The sequence below is a fragment of the Gottschalkiaceae bacterium SANA genome, from assembly GCA_036323355.1.
Lineage (GTDB): Bacteria > Bacillota > Clostridia > Tissierellales > GPF-1 > GPF-1.
Genome location: AP028876.1, coordinates 1,521,853 through 1,540,349, shown reverse-complemented (window position 1 = coordinate 1,540,349; position 18,497 = coordinate 1,521,853). Strand labels below are relative to the sequence as shown.

13 protein-coding genes are annotated in these 18,497 nt (G+C 37.8%); 2 read left to right on the top strand and 11 right to left on the bottom strand.

Features of this window, described 5'->3' with window-relative positions:
• Positions 1-112: 112 nt before the first annotated feature.
• The gene (locus tag AC25CA_RS07195) at positions 113-496 is read left to right on the top strand and encodes a BlaI/MecI/CopY family transcriptional regulator (protein WP_486816381.1); all 384 of its coding nucleotides are present in this window, start codon (positions 113-115) and stop codon (positions 494-496) included.
• Positions 497-498: 2 nt separating this feature from the next.
• On the top strand, positions 499-2,421 hold the full coding sequence (locus AC25CA_RS07190) for a M56 family metallopeptidase (protein ID WP_486816380.1): 1,923 nt from the start codon (positions 499-501) through the stop codon (positions 2,419-2,421).
• Positions 2,422-2,517: 96 nt separating this feature from the next.
• Here AC25CA_RS07190 and AC25CA_RS07185 read toward each other — a convergent pair whose 3' ends face one another.
• The 11 genes from AC25CA_RS07185 to AC25CA_RS07135 all read right to left on the bottom strand — a co-directional run bounded on the left by AC25CA_RS07185 (position 2,518) and on the right by AC25CA_RS07135 (position 18,494).
• Positions 2,518-2,964 carry a hypothetical protein gene (locus AC25CA_RS07185; protein WP_486816379.1) on the bottom strand — a complete coding sequence of 149 codons (447 nt, stop codon included), beginning with the start codon at positions 2,962-2,964 and terminating at the stop codon, positions 2,518-2,520.
• Between the two features lie 19 nt (positions 2,965-2,983).
• A complete protein-coding gene (locus AC25CA_RS07180; protein ID WP_486816378.1) occupies positions 2,984-4,513 on the bottom strand; it encodes a Y-family DNA polymerase in 1,530 nt (509 codons plus the stop codon).
• A gap of 121 nt (positions 4,514-4,634) precedes the next feature.
• On the bottom strand, positions 4,635-7,271 hold the full coding sequence (ppsA, locus tag AC25CA_RS07175) for a phosphoenolpyruvate synthase (protein ID WP_486816377.1): 2,637 nt from the start codon (positions 7,269-7,271) through the stop codon (positions 4,635-4,637).
• A gap of 9 nt (positions 7,272-7,280) precedes the next feature.
• The gene (locus tag AC25CA_RS07170) at positions 7,281-7,919 is read right to left on the bottom strand and encodes a TetR/AcrR family transcriptional regulator (protein WP_486816376.1); all 639 of its coding nucleotides are present in this window, start codon (positions 7,917-7,919) and stop codon (positions 7,281-7,283) included.
• A gap of 265 nt (positions 7,920-8,184) precedes the next feature.
• Complete coding sequence (locus AC25CA_RS07165) at positions 8,185-9,864, bottom strand: sensor histidine kinase (protein WP_486816375.1); 1,680 nt, start codon at positions 9,862-9,864, stop codon at positions 8,185-8,187.
• Entirely contained in the window at positions 9,864-10,502 is a 639-nt protein-coding gene (locus AC25CA_RS07160; protein ID WP_486816374.1) for a response regulator, read from the bottom strand. The genes AC25CA_RS07165 and AC25CA_RS07160 overlap by 1 nt, the downstream gene beginning before the upstream one ends.
• Positions 10,492-11,568 carry a transcriptional regulator gene (locus AC25CA_RS07155; RefSeq protein WP_486816373.1) on the bottom strand — a complete coding sequence of 359 codons (1,077 nt, stop codon included), beginning with the start codon at positions 11,566-11,568 and terminating at the stop codon, positions 10,492-10,494. The genes AC25CA_RS07160 and AC25CA_RS07155 overlap by 11 nt, the downstream gene beginning before the upstream one ends.
• 223 nt (positions 11,569-11,791) lie before the next feature.
• Positions 11,792-14,596 (bottom strand): leucine-rich repeat protein, encoded by a 2,805-nt coding sequence (locus tag AC25CA_RS07150; RefSeq protein WP_486816372.1) that lies wholly within the window; start codon positions 14,594-14,596, stop codon positions 11,792-11,794.
• A 99-nt stretch (positions 14,597-14,695) separates the two neighbouring features.
• Positions 14,696-17,305, bottom strand: coding sequence for an RCC1 domain-containing protein (locus tag AC25CA_RS07145; protein ID WP_486816371.1), 2,610 nt, complete (start codon positions 17,303-17,305; stop codon positions 14,696-14,698).
• A gap of 9 nt (positions 17,306-17,314) precedes the next feature.
• Complete coding sequence (locus AC25CA_RS07140; protein WP_486816370.1) at positions 17,315-18,187, bottom strand: hypothetical protein; 873 nt, start codon at positions 18,185-18,187, stop codon at positions 17,315-17,317.
• Positions 18,188-18,197: 10 nt separating this feature from the next.
• Positions 18,198-18,494 carry a magnetosome magnetite crystal formation protein family gene (locus AC25CA_RS07135; RefSeq protein ID WP_486816369.1) on the bottom strand — a complete coding sequence of 99 codons (297 nt, stop codon included), beginning with the start codon at positions 18,492-18,494 and terminating at the stop codon, positions 18,198-18,200.
• Positions 18,495-18,497: the final 3 nt, after the last annotated feature.

The following is an 18,497-nucleotide window of genomic DNA, read 5'->3' as shown; positions in this document are numbered from 1 at the left end:
TAGCAAATCACATCTTGACAGTTTACGATTACAAGTGTAATATGATCATAGATTACATGTGTAATCAACCTAGGGAATCAATTAATTCCAAAATAATTTATGAGGTGATGCTATGCATAATAAAGAACAATATCCCAAAATTTCTGATGCAGAATACGAAATTATGAAAATTATTTGGGAACATAAAAAAATCACTGCCCATGAAGTAATTGATCATATTGATCCACAATTTAACTGGAGTGACAAAACAATTAAGACTATGCTTAATAGACTCATTAAGAAACGTGTACTCGATTTTGAAAAGCATGGAAATTACTACTCTTACTATCCTATAACCAAAGAAGAAGATTATCGAAAAATTGAAACCCAATCATTCGTTCAAAAAATATTTAATGGATCTTTAAATACTATGGTTTCAAGTTTTTTGAGAGATGCAGATTTGTCCAGTGATGAAATTAATGAATTGAAAAAAATACTAGGAGAAAAAGAGGAATGAACATGAATCATTTTATTGGTACTTTAAATGATTTACTCGATACTTTGATAAGAACATCGATACGAACTGGCGTACTGATCATCGTTATCCTTCTTGTTAAATTTATTTTAAAACAAAAATTAGGTAGTAAATTTCATTATATGATCTGGTATTTATTATTGATCTCCTTAATGATTCCTACATTACCGGCGAGTCCTTTGAGTATCTATAATATTCCAAAGTATTTTCAACAAAGTGAATCCACCATACAATCAGATTTTGTCATACAAGAAAATAGTCTCTCAGATGACGGTTTCCCAAGGCAATCAATCCCTTCAGCTATGATAGAGCAAATAAATTTAAGTCCTAAAAAGGAACATTTGAATTTGCTCTTCTATTTATGGCTAATTGGCTTATTAGTCATCGGCTATTATGTTCTTTATAAGAATCTATCGTTGTATAACTTAATCCGAAGAGAAGACGAACTATATGAGCAAGCAAAGCTAGACCGTTTAAAGAAATGCAAAGATAAAATGAAAATACGAAAAGACGTGAATATGATCCAAACAGATATTTTGAATGTTCCTGTTTTATTTGGTATCATTCATCCGAAAATCATTTTCCCAAAACGAATATTTCACGATTTTAATGATAAGCAATTAGAATATATCATGCTCCATGAGCTTTCTCATTTAAAACGTCGTGATTTAATCATGAATTCAATTATTGTAATCTTTCAGTTGATACATTGGTTCAACCCACTTGTTTGGATCGCATTCTATAAAATGAGAAACGACATGGAATTAGCTTGTGATGCATTGGTGTTAGATAATCTAAATGAAGAAGAACATATCGCATACGGTAAGGTGATCCTTGATTTTCTAGAATATTTATCGAAACCTAGGTTTATTCATGTGACGGTAAACCTCTTAGAAAACAAGCGTGAAATAAAAAGGAGAATCATTATGATCAAGAACTTTAAAAGAAACAGTTATAAACTTACTGCGTTGGGTGTCGTTATCATCACCCTAGTCGGATGTAGTACAATCACCCCCCCGATGCCATCTTCTCAAGAAGCCACGAAAACTGGTGTCGAAGAGACCATTAAGGACAACGAAGAAGTTATAATCCTTGACAATACATCCATTCCTCCAATAGAACTAATCGAAAACAATATAAAAGACACAGAGGTATCAATCGCTCTAAAAGTTGTTGAAGCATCACCATTAGAAAGAAAAAATACGGATGGAATTTATACAACTTATGTTATACAAGCTAACGTAATAAATGTATATAAAGGATCATACCAGATTAATGACCAAATTGAGTTCTATGATACAATTGAATATCATCAAGATTATGAAGAAAACAACCCATTTTTAGACAAAAAAATGATTGCTAGCTTTGTATATTCTGAAGATCATCAACTACTGATTCCGGACGTTGCTTATACATTCACTTATTCTGAAGAATTAAATGCGATGTTTGAAAGTATTGTTACAATTGAAGAATCTATTGAAGAAACCATAGAAGAAACCATAGAAGAAACCAGTGAACCCATTGCAATAACACCTGTAGACGTTCAAGACGTTCGGTTATCTGAAAAATTACTTTACAACACAGAAGATACCATTTCTGGAATTGTAAACTCATTTGAAACTGGTGAAATTGCTTTATCACCGACACAAGCAAAAGCGTTTTATGAGGAGTTTTATTATTTCGGTGAACTACTCGAAGCGAGACCAAATGATCAAATAAAAATTGGTGATACAAGTAATGGAGCTATCGTATTAGCCGATACAGGCAAAAACTATCAAGTGCATTTAGACAAAGAAACAAACATTTTGATTTATCGAATTAATGGTACAATCAACAAAACTTATTATTATGCTATGTATGACGGTCTTTATGATCAAATAAAAGAACGTATTTCCAAGATTAAATAGTGATAGTACGAATTTTTAATAAGAGACGAGCGCTCCTTTTCATGGAATCGCTCGTCTCTTTCATTTGATTTCATGGCACCAATCCTCTAATTATCATCAATACCACATATCCATTTTTCTATTACCTACGATGCTGCGAATGTCATCAATTGCTATCCTCGTACCATCTACCATTTGAACTTCTCTTAAATAAATATCAATCTTTTTGACTTCTCCAACCTTAAGGATATATTTTCCGCCATCCTTAAATTCATCCGGTTTAAAATATACTACTTTGATTTCAAATCGATTCGGCAACTGTGCTTCAATCTCTCTTAGGTGTTCATCTATGATGGTTTTTTCCGTCTCATCTAATTCTTTTCTTTGGTCCGTAGTTCTTGCTGCCTCTTTAAGGGCATGCTCATGCCCAACCACAGCAGCAAATGGTGCAAATTGAGCCGCGCGATCTACAATATGCATTTGAGGTCTTGTCCTAGACACATGATGAGGCAAATGAATGATATCTTCATATTCTTTCAGTTTCTTACTTGTTTTCTTTTTCATTGCCCCTCCTTTCCCTCGTCTATGCTTTATGACCGCCAATCTGTTTATTTCGTTCTTTGGTTGTGGCACCTTCTTGTAAATTTGTTCCTTTTAAGATGGCGTTTTTACCGTACTTCTTCTTAATATTTAACATGGTATGTTGCAGACTTTTCTCTTTTTCAAGCATTTCAGCTTCTTCACCTTCACTTACTTTTTCCGTTTCATAATCAGTAAACAAATCCAGCTGTTCATAGGTTACTTGATTGTTAGCTGATTTTTCATCAATAATATGGTTGGCAACTATGTTGACCCTTCGAACCAATAAATTCGGATTCACATTCTTGTCAAATATCCCCATAACCGCTTCCATAATCAGCTTCGTGGACGAAGTCATTTTCTTAAGATTGGCGGTGCCACGGGCATGTTTAGGAACTTGTCTACCGTAATAGTCTGTTTTTACTTCTCCATGATAGCTCTTTCGAATCTCGGGAATTTCAAGATTGGAGATGTCATAGCCTACCGTAAGTACAATTTGATCAGTCACAAGACCTTTGTCCACCAAATCGAGAACCAACAAATCTGTCATCTCTTGGACAATCATTCTCGCTTTGTCATTTGGATATGGGACATGTAAAACTTGACCGGATCCTGTACTTTTATTGGCTGGTTTATATGCTTTAATATCTGCCAAGGTGCATGGTTCCCAGCCCCAGGCATGGTCAATTAAAAGTTGAGCGTTCACCCCAAATAGTTTGTACAACAAATCTTCATTATGATAGGTATATTTGTTTCCTAAAGAACACCTTGCAATGTCCCCCATCGTAAATATATTATATTTTTCTAGTTTCTTGGCATACCCTTTGCCCACACGCCAAAAATCGGTAATGGGCTGATGAGTCCACAAGAGTTCTCTATACTTCATCTCATCAATTTCAGCAATCCTAACACCATCATGATCAGGAGGAATATGTTTTGCGACAATGTCCATTGCAATTTTACATAAATATAAATTGGTCCCTATCCCGGCTGTTGCAGTCACTCCCACAGTATCAAGAACATCCTTAATAATCATCTTAGCGAATTCTCGTGCACTCAGCTTGGCTGATTTTAAATAGTTGGTCACATCCATAAAGACCTCATCAATGGAATAGACATGAATATCTTCTGCTGCAACATACTTCAAATATACATTGTAAATACGAGTACTATATTCAATATAAAAAGCCATTCTCGGTGGAGCAGCAATATAATCAATGGCTAAGTCTGGCGATTTTTCAAGTTCCTCAGCATGAAATGACGAACCCTTAAATTTCTTATTGGGTGCATGCCATATTCGTTTCGCATTCTCTTCTTTGACCTTTTGAACCACTTCAAACAAACGAGCTCGACCAGGAATCCCAAAGACTTTTAATGAAGGTGATACCGCTAGACAGATGGTCTTTTCAGTCCTGCTTGCATCTGCTACCACAAGGTTGGTCGTCAATGGATCTAAACCTCGTTCCAGGCATTCCACGGAAGCATAAAAGGATTTAAGATCAATTGCTACATATATGCGATTATTTGCTTCCATCTAGATCACATCCCTATTTACTATCGAATTTTACCGTACTTGTAATTCTCTATTATGAATTCCATTTTCATCATACGATATTTCAAAGGCACATACAAGAACACACCTATGGGAGCGCCCTTTATTCAGAGAGAATTACAATATACCCTTCGTTACCATTAAGCCGGATTAGTTGGCCATCTTTAATTAATGTCGTTGCATCTCTTACACTTACCACTGCTGGCAGACCGAATTCACGAGCAATGACGGCACCATGAGTCATCAGTCCACCGACTTCTGTAACTAATCCTTTGATTGATACAAAAGCTGGTGTCCAGCTAGGATCTGTGAATTCAGCTACAAGAATATCACCTTCTGAAAGAGATGCGTCTTTTATATTTTTTACAATACGAGCTCGACCTTCGACTATACCCATAGAAACAGGCAAACCTGGCAAAGCATTATGAGGAAGGTTATCCCGATGGTACTCGCCTGTGATGATTTCACCATCCGATGTCATCACTCTTGGAGGGGTTAGTTTTTCAAATTTTTCATAGTCTTTTTTCCTTTTATCAATTAACGGATGGTCGAGTTTTTTCCCATTAACAACTGCTCTAAATTCGTCGAAGTGTAGATAGTAAATATCTTCTACCTCATCAAGAACGCCACTTTGAATCAGATTTTCAGCTTCCTTTAGCATTGCTTCTTTATAGATCAAGTACCTTTTCATGTAAGAAAACTTAGGATATTCACGATAGCCTATATAATTACGAATCAAGCTAGCCATTCGCCTTATCTTTTTGGCTTTTTTCTTACCCCGAGGCAACTTCTCTACTTGACTTACTATTTCTTGTATTCTTTTTTCAGATTGAGCTTTCCCTTGTTCATATTTAAGCGCAGAAGCGTTGGGTTTGAAGTTTTTAATATTGTTTAGAATCATAGGAACTAAATCAGTCGGTTTTTCGCTCCACCTAGGAACTGTTATATCAATATCTCCGGAACAACGCATACCATATTTAGATAAGTATCCATTGAATGAGTCACATACAAGATTACCACCATCAAGCTTTCTGATATCCTCAAAAAACGTTTGATCCCTTGGATCCTTCAGGTAATCAATTACTTCTGGATACTTTCTTACAACATCGGCTACATCCATAAGAGAAAAACCAGTATCCGCTGTAACACTATTGGGGATCGACATAATAATGGAATCCGCTGCATTTGCCTCTCCAACCCACTTCTTGATCTTTCTATCAAACCATTTTGTAGCTAACATCGCAGCTGTAATCACACCAGCTTTCGGAGGAGTCGCCAATTTTAATCTTCTATTATCGTGATCTCTATAAATATACTCAAACACTTCATCTCCTGATAATTTGTGAAGTTCCTTTCGCATCTTTTCAATATCTTGTTGCTCTTCATTGATTAGTTCTTTGACTATATCAGGATCATTTTCTTTATACGCTTTATAAGCATGATGCATAATTGATAATGCTCCACTATTGTTTTGTAGATTAAAAACTTTTTCTTTTCCTTTTGGAAGTTTTTTTATCAGTTGCTTGTCATTTACAATCTTCAAGACTGAATTTGTAATGAGAGTATCCCCGATCAGGGTCAATAATTTCATTGCAATCATTCTTCCGAATGGCGTGGCTAAATCATGGGTAACATCAATGTAATGTCTTCCTCCAATTTCTTGTGAAGGAGGCTCGCTAATAACCGAATTAAAAAAGAACATTCCAAGTGGTTTTATCGGAGCTGTCATCATTTGCATATGACCCGATGAAATAAAAACTCTTTTTTCCTCATTCTTTGTATCAGCTAGCGGATATAAAGTGGTTATTGGTCTGCTCTGAAGAATATATATCAACCCATCCAAAATACACCACTCTATGTCTTGTGGATATGAAAAGTATGCTTCAATTTTTCTGCCGACTCTTTCAAGTTCGAGTATTTGATAATCGCTTAGGGTTTGCTTATTTTTTAAGTCATCACTAACTGTAATTCTCTCAGTTCCACCATCTTGTTTTGCATAAATTCCCACGTCCTTGCTGGCTATCTCTTTATCGGTAATTTTACCCCCGCATACTTTGTAGTGATCCGCATTCACAAGACCAGACACCAAGGCTTCACCAAGACCGAAACTTGCATCAATTGACACGACTTTGCGATTAGAGGTGATCGGGTCGGCGGTGAACATAATTCCTGAAGCATCCGGGAAAATCATCTCTTGCACAAGAACAGCCAAACAAACTTTTCTATGATCGAAACCATTTAGAATTCGGTATATGATCGCTCGTTCTGTAAAAAGAGAAGCCCAGCATTTGCTTATATGTTTTCCAATCTGATCAAACCCAATTATATTTAAATACGTATCATGTTGACCTGCGAAGGAAGCCGTTGGTAGGTCTTCATCTGTAGCGCTAGATCGGACCGCATACGCTTTATGTTCTCCTAGTTTTTTGAGATGGATTGCAATTTCACTCGTAAGTTTTTCAGGCATACTCGTTCTAACGATGACATCACGTATTAACCCGCTGATTTCACTGATCCGTTCAATTTCATTTATTTTTACCTGTGAGAGTTGAGTCAGTAGTTCGTCTAAGGCTTTGTTATTTTTAAATAGTTCGCTATAAGCCTTGGTCGTGATGCAGAAACCTTCTGGAAGAGTAATACTATCAATCGTAGACAATTTAATCAGATTCGTTGCTTTGCCTCCTACTTGAGAACGCTTTGGCACGACTAGTTCCTTAAAACTATATACCGTTGAATTCATCCATCCCACCTACCTTTCTTCTATTCCATAACGAATCATATCTAGAAAGATCCTTTTCCGATTAAATAAATCATCCCAATAGGCATTATCTTGTATTTTATTAACATCAGTCAGATCTATTGCAATGCTCTTTCTAAAATGAGTCATAACAACATTCACCAGCTCAAAGGCATGATCCTGATCAACGCCATCTCTAAGAGGAATCTCGTTAAATAAATCTTTCATCAATTTCTCCTTAGACACATCGATTGCACCATATTTCTCTTTGGCATGTAGTGAAAATTTGCCAATTTCCTCTTTTAATTCATCTGGTGTAGAGTGAAAAGCCTCAAATAACAATTTACTCACCTTGGGGTTTTGTCTTAAATAATCTATTTTATAAGAACCACTTTGTCCTTTAGCTTCAAAGAAGTTGGTAAAATCTGATAAGGGTTCCTCAATCATATCCGATGACATTTTTTCGAAACAACGGTCCAACACACTGATATAGGTCTTTTTTTTGCTTTTAAAATGATGAAATAACAAGGCTTTTGATATACCAGCCGCCTCTGCTAGCATGGCAGTGGTCGTTTTTGTATATCCAGTTCTGACAAAAGTCTCAAAACATGAATCTAAGATTTCTTCTTTCTCATATAGTTTTACTGGCATATATTAGACCTCCTTATATTTTACTAACGCTTGTTCAGCTTAATTATATTCTTTTGCTAACCGCTGGTCAATATATACGATAAGCACCTGTGTTGTTTTATCGATTTGCTGTATTTTATAAATAACCATCCTGCAAATCACATTGCATTTTATGGTAGAGGTTGTAAAATGTAAGTTATGAAATACATGGTGGGTAAGTAAAGAACCTGATTCACACTTGTGAAATCAGGTTCTTCTTATATCTGGACTTCGCTATATTATTCATTCACCCTTTGATAAGTACTTTACTCATAAAGCCTTCATCCGGTGATGTGATAAAAGCAATTTCGCCATTAATAAGTTTTAGCCGTTCTTTGATTCCATGTAGCCCATTTCCCATCACCAATTCTTCACAGCCTACACCATTGTCCAGCACAAGAATTGTGATATCCTCCGGTTTAATGTTCACAGACACAAAAATTTTTTTTGCTTTTGCATGCTTTAATGAATTCGTAACCAATTCCTGGCAGACCCGATTGATCCCATCATAGATCTTTTCTTCTACATTGAAATGCAAGCCTTTAAAACTTAGCCGTGTTGTAATTTCTGTCGCTTTAATCCGATTCAACATCTTTTGAATGGCTTTCTCAAGATCACTGCCCGTGTAAGTATTTTCTTTTGATGTAATACTTTCTAAACTATTAATTCCTGACTCTAGGGATGAAAGCCCATCTAACAACGCCGTTGTACTGAGTTCACGGTCTTTATTGACATATAAAGTCGAAACCTCTAATAGTTTGATGGTAACAACAAGAGAATGACCGATGATATCATGAAGTTCTCTTGCCACATAATTTCTCGCCCCTTTCCTCGACGTTCTTGTCAGTTTCTTGATTGTCATTTCAAGCTCTTGATTGGTCCGAGCAAGGGCTTTTTGTTCCAATACGATTTTCCCTTCAATACTCTTATAGTCAGTGATATTATGAAGCGTTATTAAGTATTGGGTTTCCCTTAAAGTCCGTACGCCTCGAATTAACATCGTATAAACTTGATCACCGATTTCGATCAACTTTTTCTTGTTTCTACTTCTTAGCACATCGATTTGTTTCATGCTTTCACCAACCCTAACCATGGCGTGCTCACCCAGGGTTTCTTCCAATTTTTCATTGATATAAATCACATCAAAACTAGAATCAAGCACACAAATCGGTGTATCCAGTCGATGGACGATTTCATATCTCATCATGGGAGAAAGATTAATGAATTCATGATTAAATGTTGCATAGACAAATACCAGGGTGGAAAACACAAAGACAATGGGTGTGATATCAAAGATCACAGGGATTCCAATCGACCTGACAAACTTGTGCAATACTTTCGTTATAAACAGAATATTGATAATGAGTGGCAAGATAATCGTGCTCGCAATTAGCAGTTTATACCAGACCTTTTCACCTTTGAATCGTTTTGCAAAGGTTAAACACCCATAAAAAAAACCGGCTGCGATAAATCCATACACGATAAAGGTATGTACATAAAACAAGACCCCAAAGCTATCACCCCAGAAAGTATACTTGGCATAAAACAAGTGATGAGAAGGATTCGTTACGATCGCTAAAAATTGCATAATCGGAAATACATACAAGAGCATTCGTATTTTCTTTTTTAAGGGTCTCCCTTTATAATATGCATAAGTGAATTCTAAAAAAGCAACTTCAAATACGCAGGCAAAGAAATAATAACCAACAATAAACCACCACCTAGAAATCTCAGTCGTGGAAACCGTCTTAAATATTTTAAATACGAGCCAGCCAATAATGCTGATTTGCATGATGAGGAATGCCTTTGTCGAATAATCTTTATTCGCTTTGATGTAAAACATCATAAAGAAAACAATGGCAAGAATAATGGAAATGATATGCACAACACAAATCGCTTCAATTTCGTACTTTAATATCTCACTCATTATTCGATTCCATTTTCCACAGCATAAACGGCCAGTTGCAATCGATCTGATATATTCAATTTTTCATAAATACGACTCACCTTGTTCTTCACTGTTCCTTCCGAATAATTAAAGGCCTGCGCAAGATTCTTGTTGCTCTTGCCATCTACAATCAACTTGATCATATCAATTTCTTCGACATTCAGCACATCTGCATAATTCTTCCGTTTACTCTCTAATTTTTCAAATTTTTCTATCATGATCTCTTTTACACTTTTGTGAATAACCGTAAGTCCATAATTCACACACTTGATTGTTGTAATCAGTTCCTGAGGATCAATGTCTTTGGTAATATAGCCATCAGCCTTCGCTAAAAACGATGCGATAATGTTTTCTTTATTATCAAAAGTCGTTAGAATGATGATTTTCGTTTGAGGAACTTTTTCTTTAATGATTTTTAAAGCTGCAATTCCATCCATCTCAGGCATTTCAATATCCATCATAATTATATCCGGCTTCAGTCTTTCGCACTCGTCTATGGCTTCTCTACCTGTAGATGCCATCGCTACTACACTGATCTCTTCATCGGTACTAATTATCTGGCCTAACGACTTTCTCAATAACGCTTGATCATCAGCTATCATTATTCTAATCATCATGTCCCCCTTCATCATAATAGTCCATATATGCTGTTACAACATCTCGAACATCCTTCAAATCAGATTTAGCATTGCTAATCAAGGCTTCCGTTTTCTCAATAAAATCGTCATCCTCTATGTTCAACTTCTCAATTTTGCATTTCAAATCATGCATCGCTTTTTGTTGCGTCCCCACAATTTCATCCAATAAAGAATTAATTTCTTTTTCTCGTTCTAATCCATACACGATTTCTTTCTGCTTCGTAAGTTCTTTATTAATCTTCGAAGTCTCTTCTTGTTTACTCCGCAACTCGTCCAGCATGGCTACAAGTTCAGTTATATCTGTAAAAGTTAAAATATAACCAGCGATCTTCCCCTTATCAAAAATCTCTTTTTTATGATATTGGAAATAGTGAATGTCATGGCCATTTAGTTTAATCAGCTGTTTGCCAAATGCATTTCTCGTGATTGCAGCATTGGTAAAAAGACTTTCGATCTTCTCACTGTTTACTCGAGTTGATTCTTTGAAAAACGGAGAATTGCTAACCTTGTCACTTTTAAAAATAACCTCGCCGTTTATACCAATAATAAAAACGTAATCCAGCATGAGCTTTTTCACATCCGAAAACACCGATGAACTCACCCGATATTTCACAAATCGATGGGATAAAAAAATCGAATCAAGAACAAATATAACGTAGGCAGCATTAATTAAGTCGGGACGTATAACATAGATTCCAAGTGGAAATAGGAACAGGACTATCAACATTGCGGCAAAGGCCTTGTCATTTCTAACTTTCATAAAATAACGAAAATAAAATACCAAAGAAATCAAAAAATATGAAATTAGCGCTCCCTTACTGAGCGCATTCATTCGATCAATCCGTGTTTGTGCGTAGGCAACTTCTGCGATAAATGCTGCAAGGAGAGAAAGCCCTAGCAAACCAGATGTTGTTAATATCCATTTTTTATATCGATCAACTTTAAAGAGGCATAACATAAAACTGACTACCATTACGATGATCAGTGAAGTGAATAATAAGACACTAAAAAACTGCTCTGGTGTATAATATCTGCCATCACCCATATTACGACTACCTCCGAGATTCTTATTGTATAAATCCATCTTTTAAAGAAGGACCTGACACCCATGTAAACAAACATCTTAAATTAAATAACTAATATATAAAAATTTTCCAAACCACTTGATAGTTCCATCATACAATGGAATCCCTGAAGAAGAAACACCCATCTTCCTCCTTCTTTAAAAACAAGAGGGTACACATTTTCATGCACCCTCCCATTTTCTATTATTTTTCTGTCAGATTATAGAGCATCTGTGCAACTTCTGCTCTGGTAGATGTCGCTGTCGGATTGATTTTATGATCATATCCGTGAATGATATCACGTGATACCAGGTATTCGGCTCCCTCAAGCGCATAGTCCAAAATAGCGCTTCTATCTGTAAAATCATTCAACGACAAATGCTTGGCCGGAATGGTTTGTCCACTTAATAAGATCGATCGATGAAGAATATACATCATATCTTGACGGGTGATTGCATCTTCAGCTTTGAAGAACTTGCCATAAACGTCCGGAATAATACGATTATCCTTTGCAATCGCAATATTTTTTGCGTACCAATCATCAGGAAAAACATCGAGGTAAGACTCCGTTTGGTCACTTGTCATTGCAAAGTATCTGACCATAAGGGTCACAAATTCCGCCTTGGTAATGGTATCGTCTGGGCCAAATGCAGTTTTTGATTTTCCTTTGATAATCCCTCTTGTTGCAAGATTTCCAATGGCAATTTTCCCCCAGTGATTGGTGGAATCATCAAATACACTTACCGTCTCAATTTCTGGTCCATCCATGATCTCTACGGATTGAATTTCTGTGACGTTTTCTGGTTGATCTTTGACTCTCGCCCTAACATGATAAGTACCGGCGCGTAAATGGGTCTGCTTGTTTTCGTCTGTCCAAACCCCATTGACTTCATATTCACATGCATTGGCTGCATTTGGAGTAATCGTAAGGCTTCCATTACTCTCCCCAGCATAGGTGACATGCGTCACTTGAACATTGATCTCTAGTGGCATTGTCAATGCAAGAGGTGCAGCAATCATTACATCTTCAATTTTCGATACGCTCGATAGATTCCCCGCCATATCTTCTGCCATAAAATGCACCGTGTAGGTTCCCACTAGAAGATTGGTGTTCGATACTTCTTTTTCAATGAGTTCATCCGCACCCACTTCTATCTTCATTGCATGATCGCTCATATAGGTCTTATCAACAACCGTGAGATCTCCCTCTGGGAGTATCGCCACATAGATTAAGCCCTCTTCATTCTGTTCTGCCGTCAATTGGATCCTCGGATAATTTTCAAATACACCGATTGCCGTAAACCTTGTCAGTGCAGGCGGTTGAATATCTGCAGAAGCAATAGTAAGAATAAAGCTATCTTCCACCCATACGCCATGCTCTGTATCAATTGCCCGCACACGAATCAGTTGATTGCTTCCTGCTTGAACTGCGTGAGGTGTATAGGAAAACAGATGAGATGATTGTTTGAAGATCCCACCAGTCGACACAGCAAAGGTCAATGGATCGCCATCTTCATCACGGAATACAGTCAATAAATCAATAGCAATCTCCTGACCGACCTTGGCATCTGACTGATCCGGAATTGGATTTACAACAAGGGGTGCATGATTTTCCGCAGCGAGTTTAATCGCAAACTCGTCGGTTACCTTCTGCCCGCTTGAATTCATCGCTGTGATTTGCATGATAATTTTACCGGCAACCACATCACTTCTCACGGGTGTATAGACCAAGCTAAGTCCATCAATAGTTCCTTTATTGCTTGTAAAGGTTAGTTGATTCCCTCCATTTGCAAAAGCAAGTGAAAAGTCAATTCTTCGTTCCGCACCAAGCTTTGCATTGTTAATGTCTTGAAGCGGATTGGCGATAGTTGGAGGCGTCTGCTCCTCTTGACCCGTAGGAAGTGTAACATCACCTAAACCACCCGACTGCGTCATATCACTGCCTATTGGTGTTAAAACACCTGTATTTACGGGGGCAACTACACCTACGCTTGGTGTATACAGTTCCATAAGCGCTACAAAAGGAATATCATTCTCGTTTGCATAGGCTTGTGCCGTAGAATTGGCATAGCCATGAATGACCACTTGATCCGTTCCTTCTGTAATCATATCGTTAATTACCATTTCTCGATTTAATATTGTGATTTTCTTGAGCTCATCACATTGATCAAAGGCACCTGTTCTAATATAGGTTACATTCTCTGGTATGGTTATGCTCTTTAAACTCATACAAGTCGAAAATGCAAAACCTTCGATTTTTGTAAGGGTATTTGGAAGTTCTATACTTTCTAAATCCCTACAATAAAAGAAAGCGTATTGACCAATCCCTGTTACACCCTCCGGAAGGTTAATTTCTGTTAATTCGGTACAACCCTTTAAAACCTTTGAGCTCACGGATGTAATCCCTGCCGGGAAGGTGAAGCTTTGCAGGTCATCGCAGCCTTCAAAAGCACTGATTGCAATCCGCGTTACGCTATCGGGTATTTCGATACCGACAAGGCGATTGCATAATTGAAACGCCCCTTCCCCAATGGAAACAATATTGTCAGGTATAACAACGTTTTTCAAATTAAAACATTCGGCAAATGAAAAGTCTTGAATCCTTGTCATGCTCTCTGATATATGGAGGGACTCCGCCTTCCACGCTCCCATAAAGGCCTGGGGTTCAACCGAAACAACACTGTTAGGAATATCAATACTTGTGATGGCTCTGGCATTCTTAAAGGCACCTTGTTCGATCACCTTGATGCTATCAGGAATCACGATTCCCGTAGCATCATCCCAATAATTAAATGCGTAGCGCCCGATTCGAGTGACAGGGATTTCTCCCAAGGTAATACTTGGAATAACATATTCTCTTGCTTGTATACTCGTATAGCCGATAACGGTTGCACTGTCGGCTGTTGCACTAAACTTAAAATCACCATCTTTGTATTCCGTAGCGAAAGCAACCGTTGCAAAGAGCATGAGTAAACCGATTATTGGAACAATGGTTTTTTTCAATTTCATATGAACCTCCCAATTTCTTTTCTTATTGCGATAACATATTAATCTACACTGCACGTTCATCTAGAATCTATCTGATTTTTCATTACTGATCTTTCAACATTAATAATAATTAACGTTCACTCCATTCATACCTACCTCTGGCTCCGTTGTCATGTAATCATTAACGATAATAATAACAAGGTCGCCATTAATGGTTCCATCAATCGATGTTCTTCCTTCTTGTACATAAACAGAATAATCCTCAGTTCCTGCTAATAAATTTTTAAAATAGGCCACTAGCATTTCATAAGTTGAATCTGAGTAGTAAAAAACTTGATTCATCATGCCATCAGATCCTGCATCGTCATGAAGAATTTCTTTTACTTCATACATAAGCAAGTCTCTTGTATTTCCACTAACAGGTCCACCCCCGTCTGCTTCTGCACCCATGGGCTTAGCATCCGCGGGAATATCAAACAAGTCGTCTTCTAATGTTACAGATTCATCGATATCCATTACCGCCCAATCAATGACCGTTTTCTCTTCCCATTCCCACCATTCCTGATGAAACTTCAAAGGGATCTTATAGGTTAACGAGTACCAAAACTCGGTTTTCGTCCCATTTTTCATCAGGGTCTCCATGTAGGTAACTTTCTCATTATTTAGTTGTCGCTGCTCTACTTTAAATTGATCTACTTCAGGATCATTTCTTATTAATTCGTAATTTTTTTGATCAAGTAAACGAATAGGAAGCCAATTTCCATCTAACAACTCTGCATAATTCGTTCCCATTGTCATAGAAGTATAGGTGACAAAGGCCGTGTCGTTATAGATCGAACTTGAAATCATACGATCATCATAGTATGCATCAATTCTGACATTGGCATCCTTATAATAAAGATCATATTTAAGAACAAGGGGCTCTCCGTCATTTTTTGAAGTCCCCTCAATTCTTACTTTGAAGTCAGAATGATAAGGTTTATTATTAGGAATGACCGCTTCTTCCGGTTCAGTAATATGAGTAGAAGAGGTGTCAAAAGACACCTCTACATTTTCTGTATTGACTCGATCAATTGATTTCCAGATTCGATACATGGTCATAAAAGCTTGCTGCCTTTGATAAGAACCCTGTGGATCAAATCGATTGGCACCCACACCCTTCATCACATTAATATCAAATACATATCCCGTATAAGGCTTGGCCCAATCTGCAATTTCATTTTTATCTGCATAAGCTGGCGTCGACAAATTTGCCTCTCTACCACAAGCCATTGCAGTTGTTGTTAAAAACTTAGCCGCTTGTTCTCTCGTAAGCAGATTGGATGGTGAAAATTCAGTTGGTGACGTTCCATCGGTAATGCCAAGAGATTTCGCCGCTCTCACTTCTTTGGTATCACAATCGACAAAGGTGCCAAGAGGAGCAATCTGTGTGCCTACCGCTTCTAAGTATTCATCAATCCCCATACCTGACTTCACTTCAATCATACGAATAGCAAGAATACAGAACTCCTCACGCGTGATCGATTGCGTGTAATTATTTTGCATATCTTCTGGAATGAGTTTCTCGCCAATAGCCTTCTCCACTTCTTCAAAAGCCCAGCCCGCGGGTGAATCTTGAACATCATCGATTACTTTAGTCAATGGCGTATACCAAGTTTCATCGTTCTTATAGCCAAGTCCGCCCCGATAGTTTCCACCCATAGTCCATAGGGTATTGTCTGTTTTCAATACCGATGCATGTCTATCTCCTAAGGTTACACTTAGAACCTGATCTGTAATCTTATATGGAACCTGTTCGTCTCCTATGCTTTTGCCTTCATAACTGTAGCCCCAGCCCCATAGGGTGTTGTCCATTTTAACGATGAATGCACTTTCACCATCAACCGCAACAGTTTTCACCTGATCCATCACTTTATATGGGGACCCTGCGTCTTCCACCCAGCCGTGTCCCTCTGCATAAAAACCACTGTTTCCCCAGCCATACAAACTGTTATCAAGTCTGATCGCAAAGACCACATTTCCATCCGGGCATGCCGTCACGAATTTTACATCATCCAGTATTTTCGTCAAGCTAAGCTCATCATCTGTACTGGTGTCCCCACTCGTTGTCATATTTCCCAACTGTGCATCACGGTTGTTGCCATATCCCCACAGGCTGTTATCTTCTTTAATCAGATACACATTTTCAACACCGGCATGCATGTCCATTACGTTTTCAGTCACTTTTTTAAATCCACTGGGATCATCTGCTTTGGTGTCCGTGCCATCACCCAGGTACATATCTCCGCATACCCACAAGCTATTGTCATTCTTTAAAGCTAAAATAAAATCAGGACCTGCGGCCGCACTTTTCACATCTTCAATACTTAACTTCACTGGATACAATTCTGTTGAATCTTGTGCAGTTCCTGTTGGATATCCGTCTAAAGATCCCCAACCCCAAAGAGTATCATCTTTTTTTACAGCAACCCTTACTTGACTGCCACCACTGGATACACTACGTACATTGTCCATAATCTTCACGGGTGTAGCTTGACCTTCTTTATAACCCGTTCCGTTTCCAACGTATTGTCCACCCCAACCCCAGAGGGAACCATCATTTTTTATCACATAGGTATTTCCGTATCCCGCACTATTAATTGCGCCGGCTTCACCTTGCGCGAAAGCAATGCCAGACATACTCATGCATATAAGCAATGTAACTACGATGATCAACTTACTTTTTTTCATAATTCCCTCCTATTTTGTTGTCGTTAGATCAAGATAGGTGTTTACTCGTATTTTTCCTGGGTCAGAATTATCGACTTCTATATATACCGTTGTCTCATTCAGCGTTCCTTGAAGCATAACACCAAGATCCCCTGCTGGTTCAATTTTTAAGTATTCTTCCGTGTTTACAACCAAGTCGATATAGTGTGTCGTAATATCTTCATAGGCTGCATCCGTAATGTATTCGTACACAATCGAATATTCATCCGTATAATCTTGAAGAACCTTATAGCTGTCGACCGTTAAAGCCGCCCTCAAGTCTTCTTCTGTCATGGATACGACTCTGGTTTCACCCGTCGCATTTTCCTCAATACCCAACAAATTTCCAACATCTGTCGTTCCAATGGCCGGTGCGTCTGCCATCTCTGACTCAGCAATTTTCAGGGCATCGCCCATGCCTTGCATCATCGCTTTTTGCTCATCCGTCATATTGGCTGCACTATTTTTTTCATATTCATACAGCTCCGTAATGCTAATCCCCATCGTTGCAGAAGCCACCTGCCATTCACTTAAAACAGTATCTCCATTCGATTCGATCTGAGAAATGTATTCATCCACTGTAATCCCATACTTTTCTGCACCTAATTCCGCAAGTCCATCCAGTATATTTTGCAATTCATCTACTGAAACGCCCTCTATTTTCGCTTGTTCTTTCATATCCTTTGAAACCGCTTCTGATATAACAATCGTCTCCGCTTGAGCTTGCTCATCAGCTTCTTCATGCTCAATGGTTACCATCGGTGGATTAATCGCTTGATCCACCTTTTCCTTTGCTCCGCATCCCGTTAATGCTGTACTGAAAAGAAGGATGCTAGCAAGCACCAATAAAAATCGTTTAATCATTAGTAACTCCTTATTTAATCAATCTATATTTTCCAATAATAGGTAGCTCTTTCATTTTTTCATTGATGGCGTTAATCACACCCATAATAAAGAGTACAAAACAAAATAGTCCACCAATTGGTAGAATTAGAAACCACCCGATTACAGGTACAAACGAGCCCACAATACTGACCAATACAGTAAGGATCAATAAACTAAGTCCCTGATTTGTATGAAACTTGTATTCCTCGTTTTCTCCATCAACAAGTAATGGAATAAAAAATACAATATACGCCAATGCGTTAATCCATTTATTCGTTTCTTTCATGAT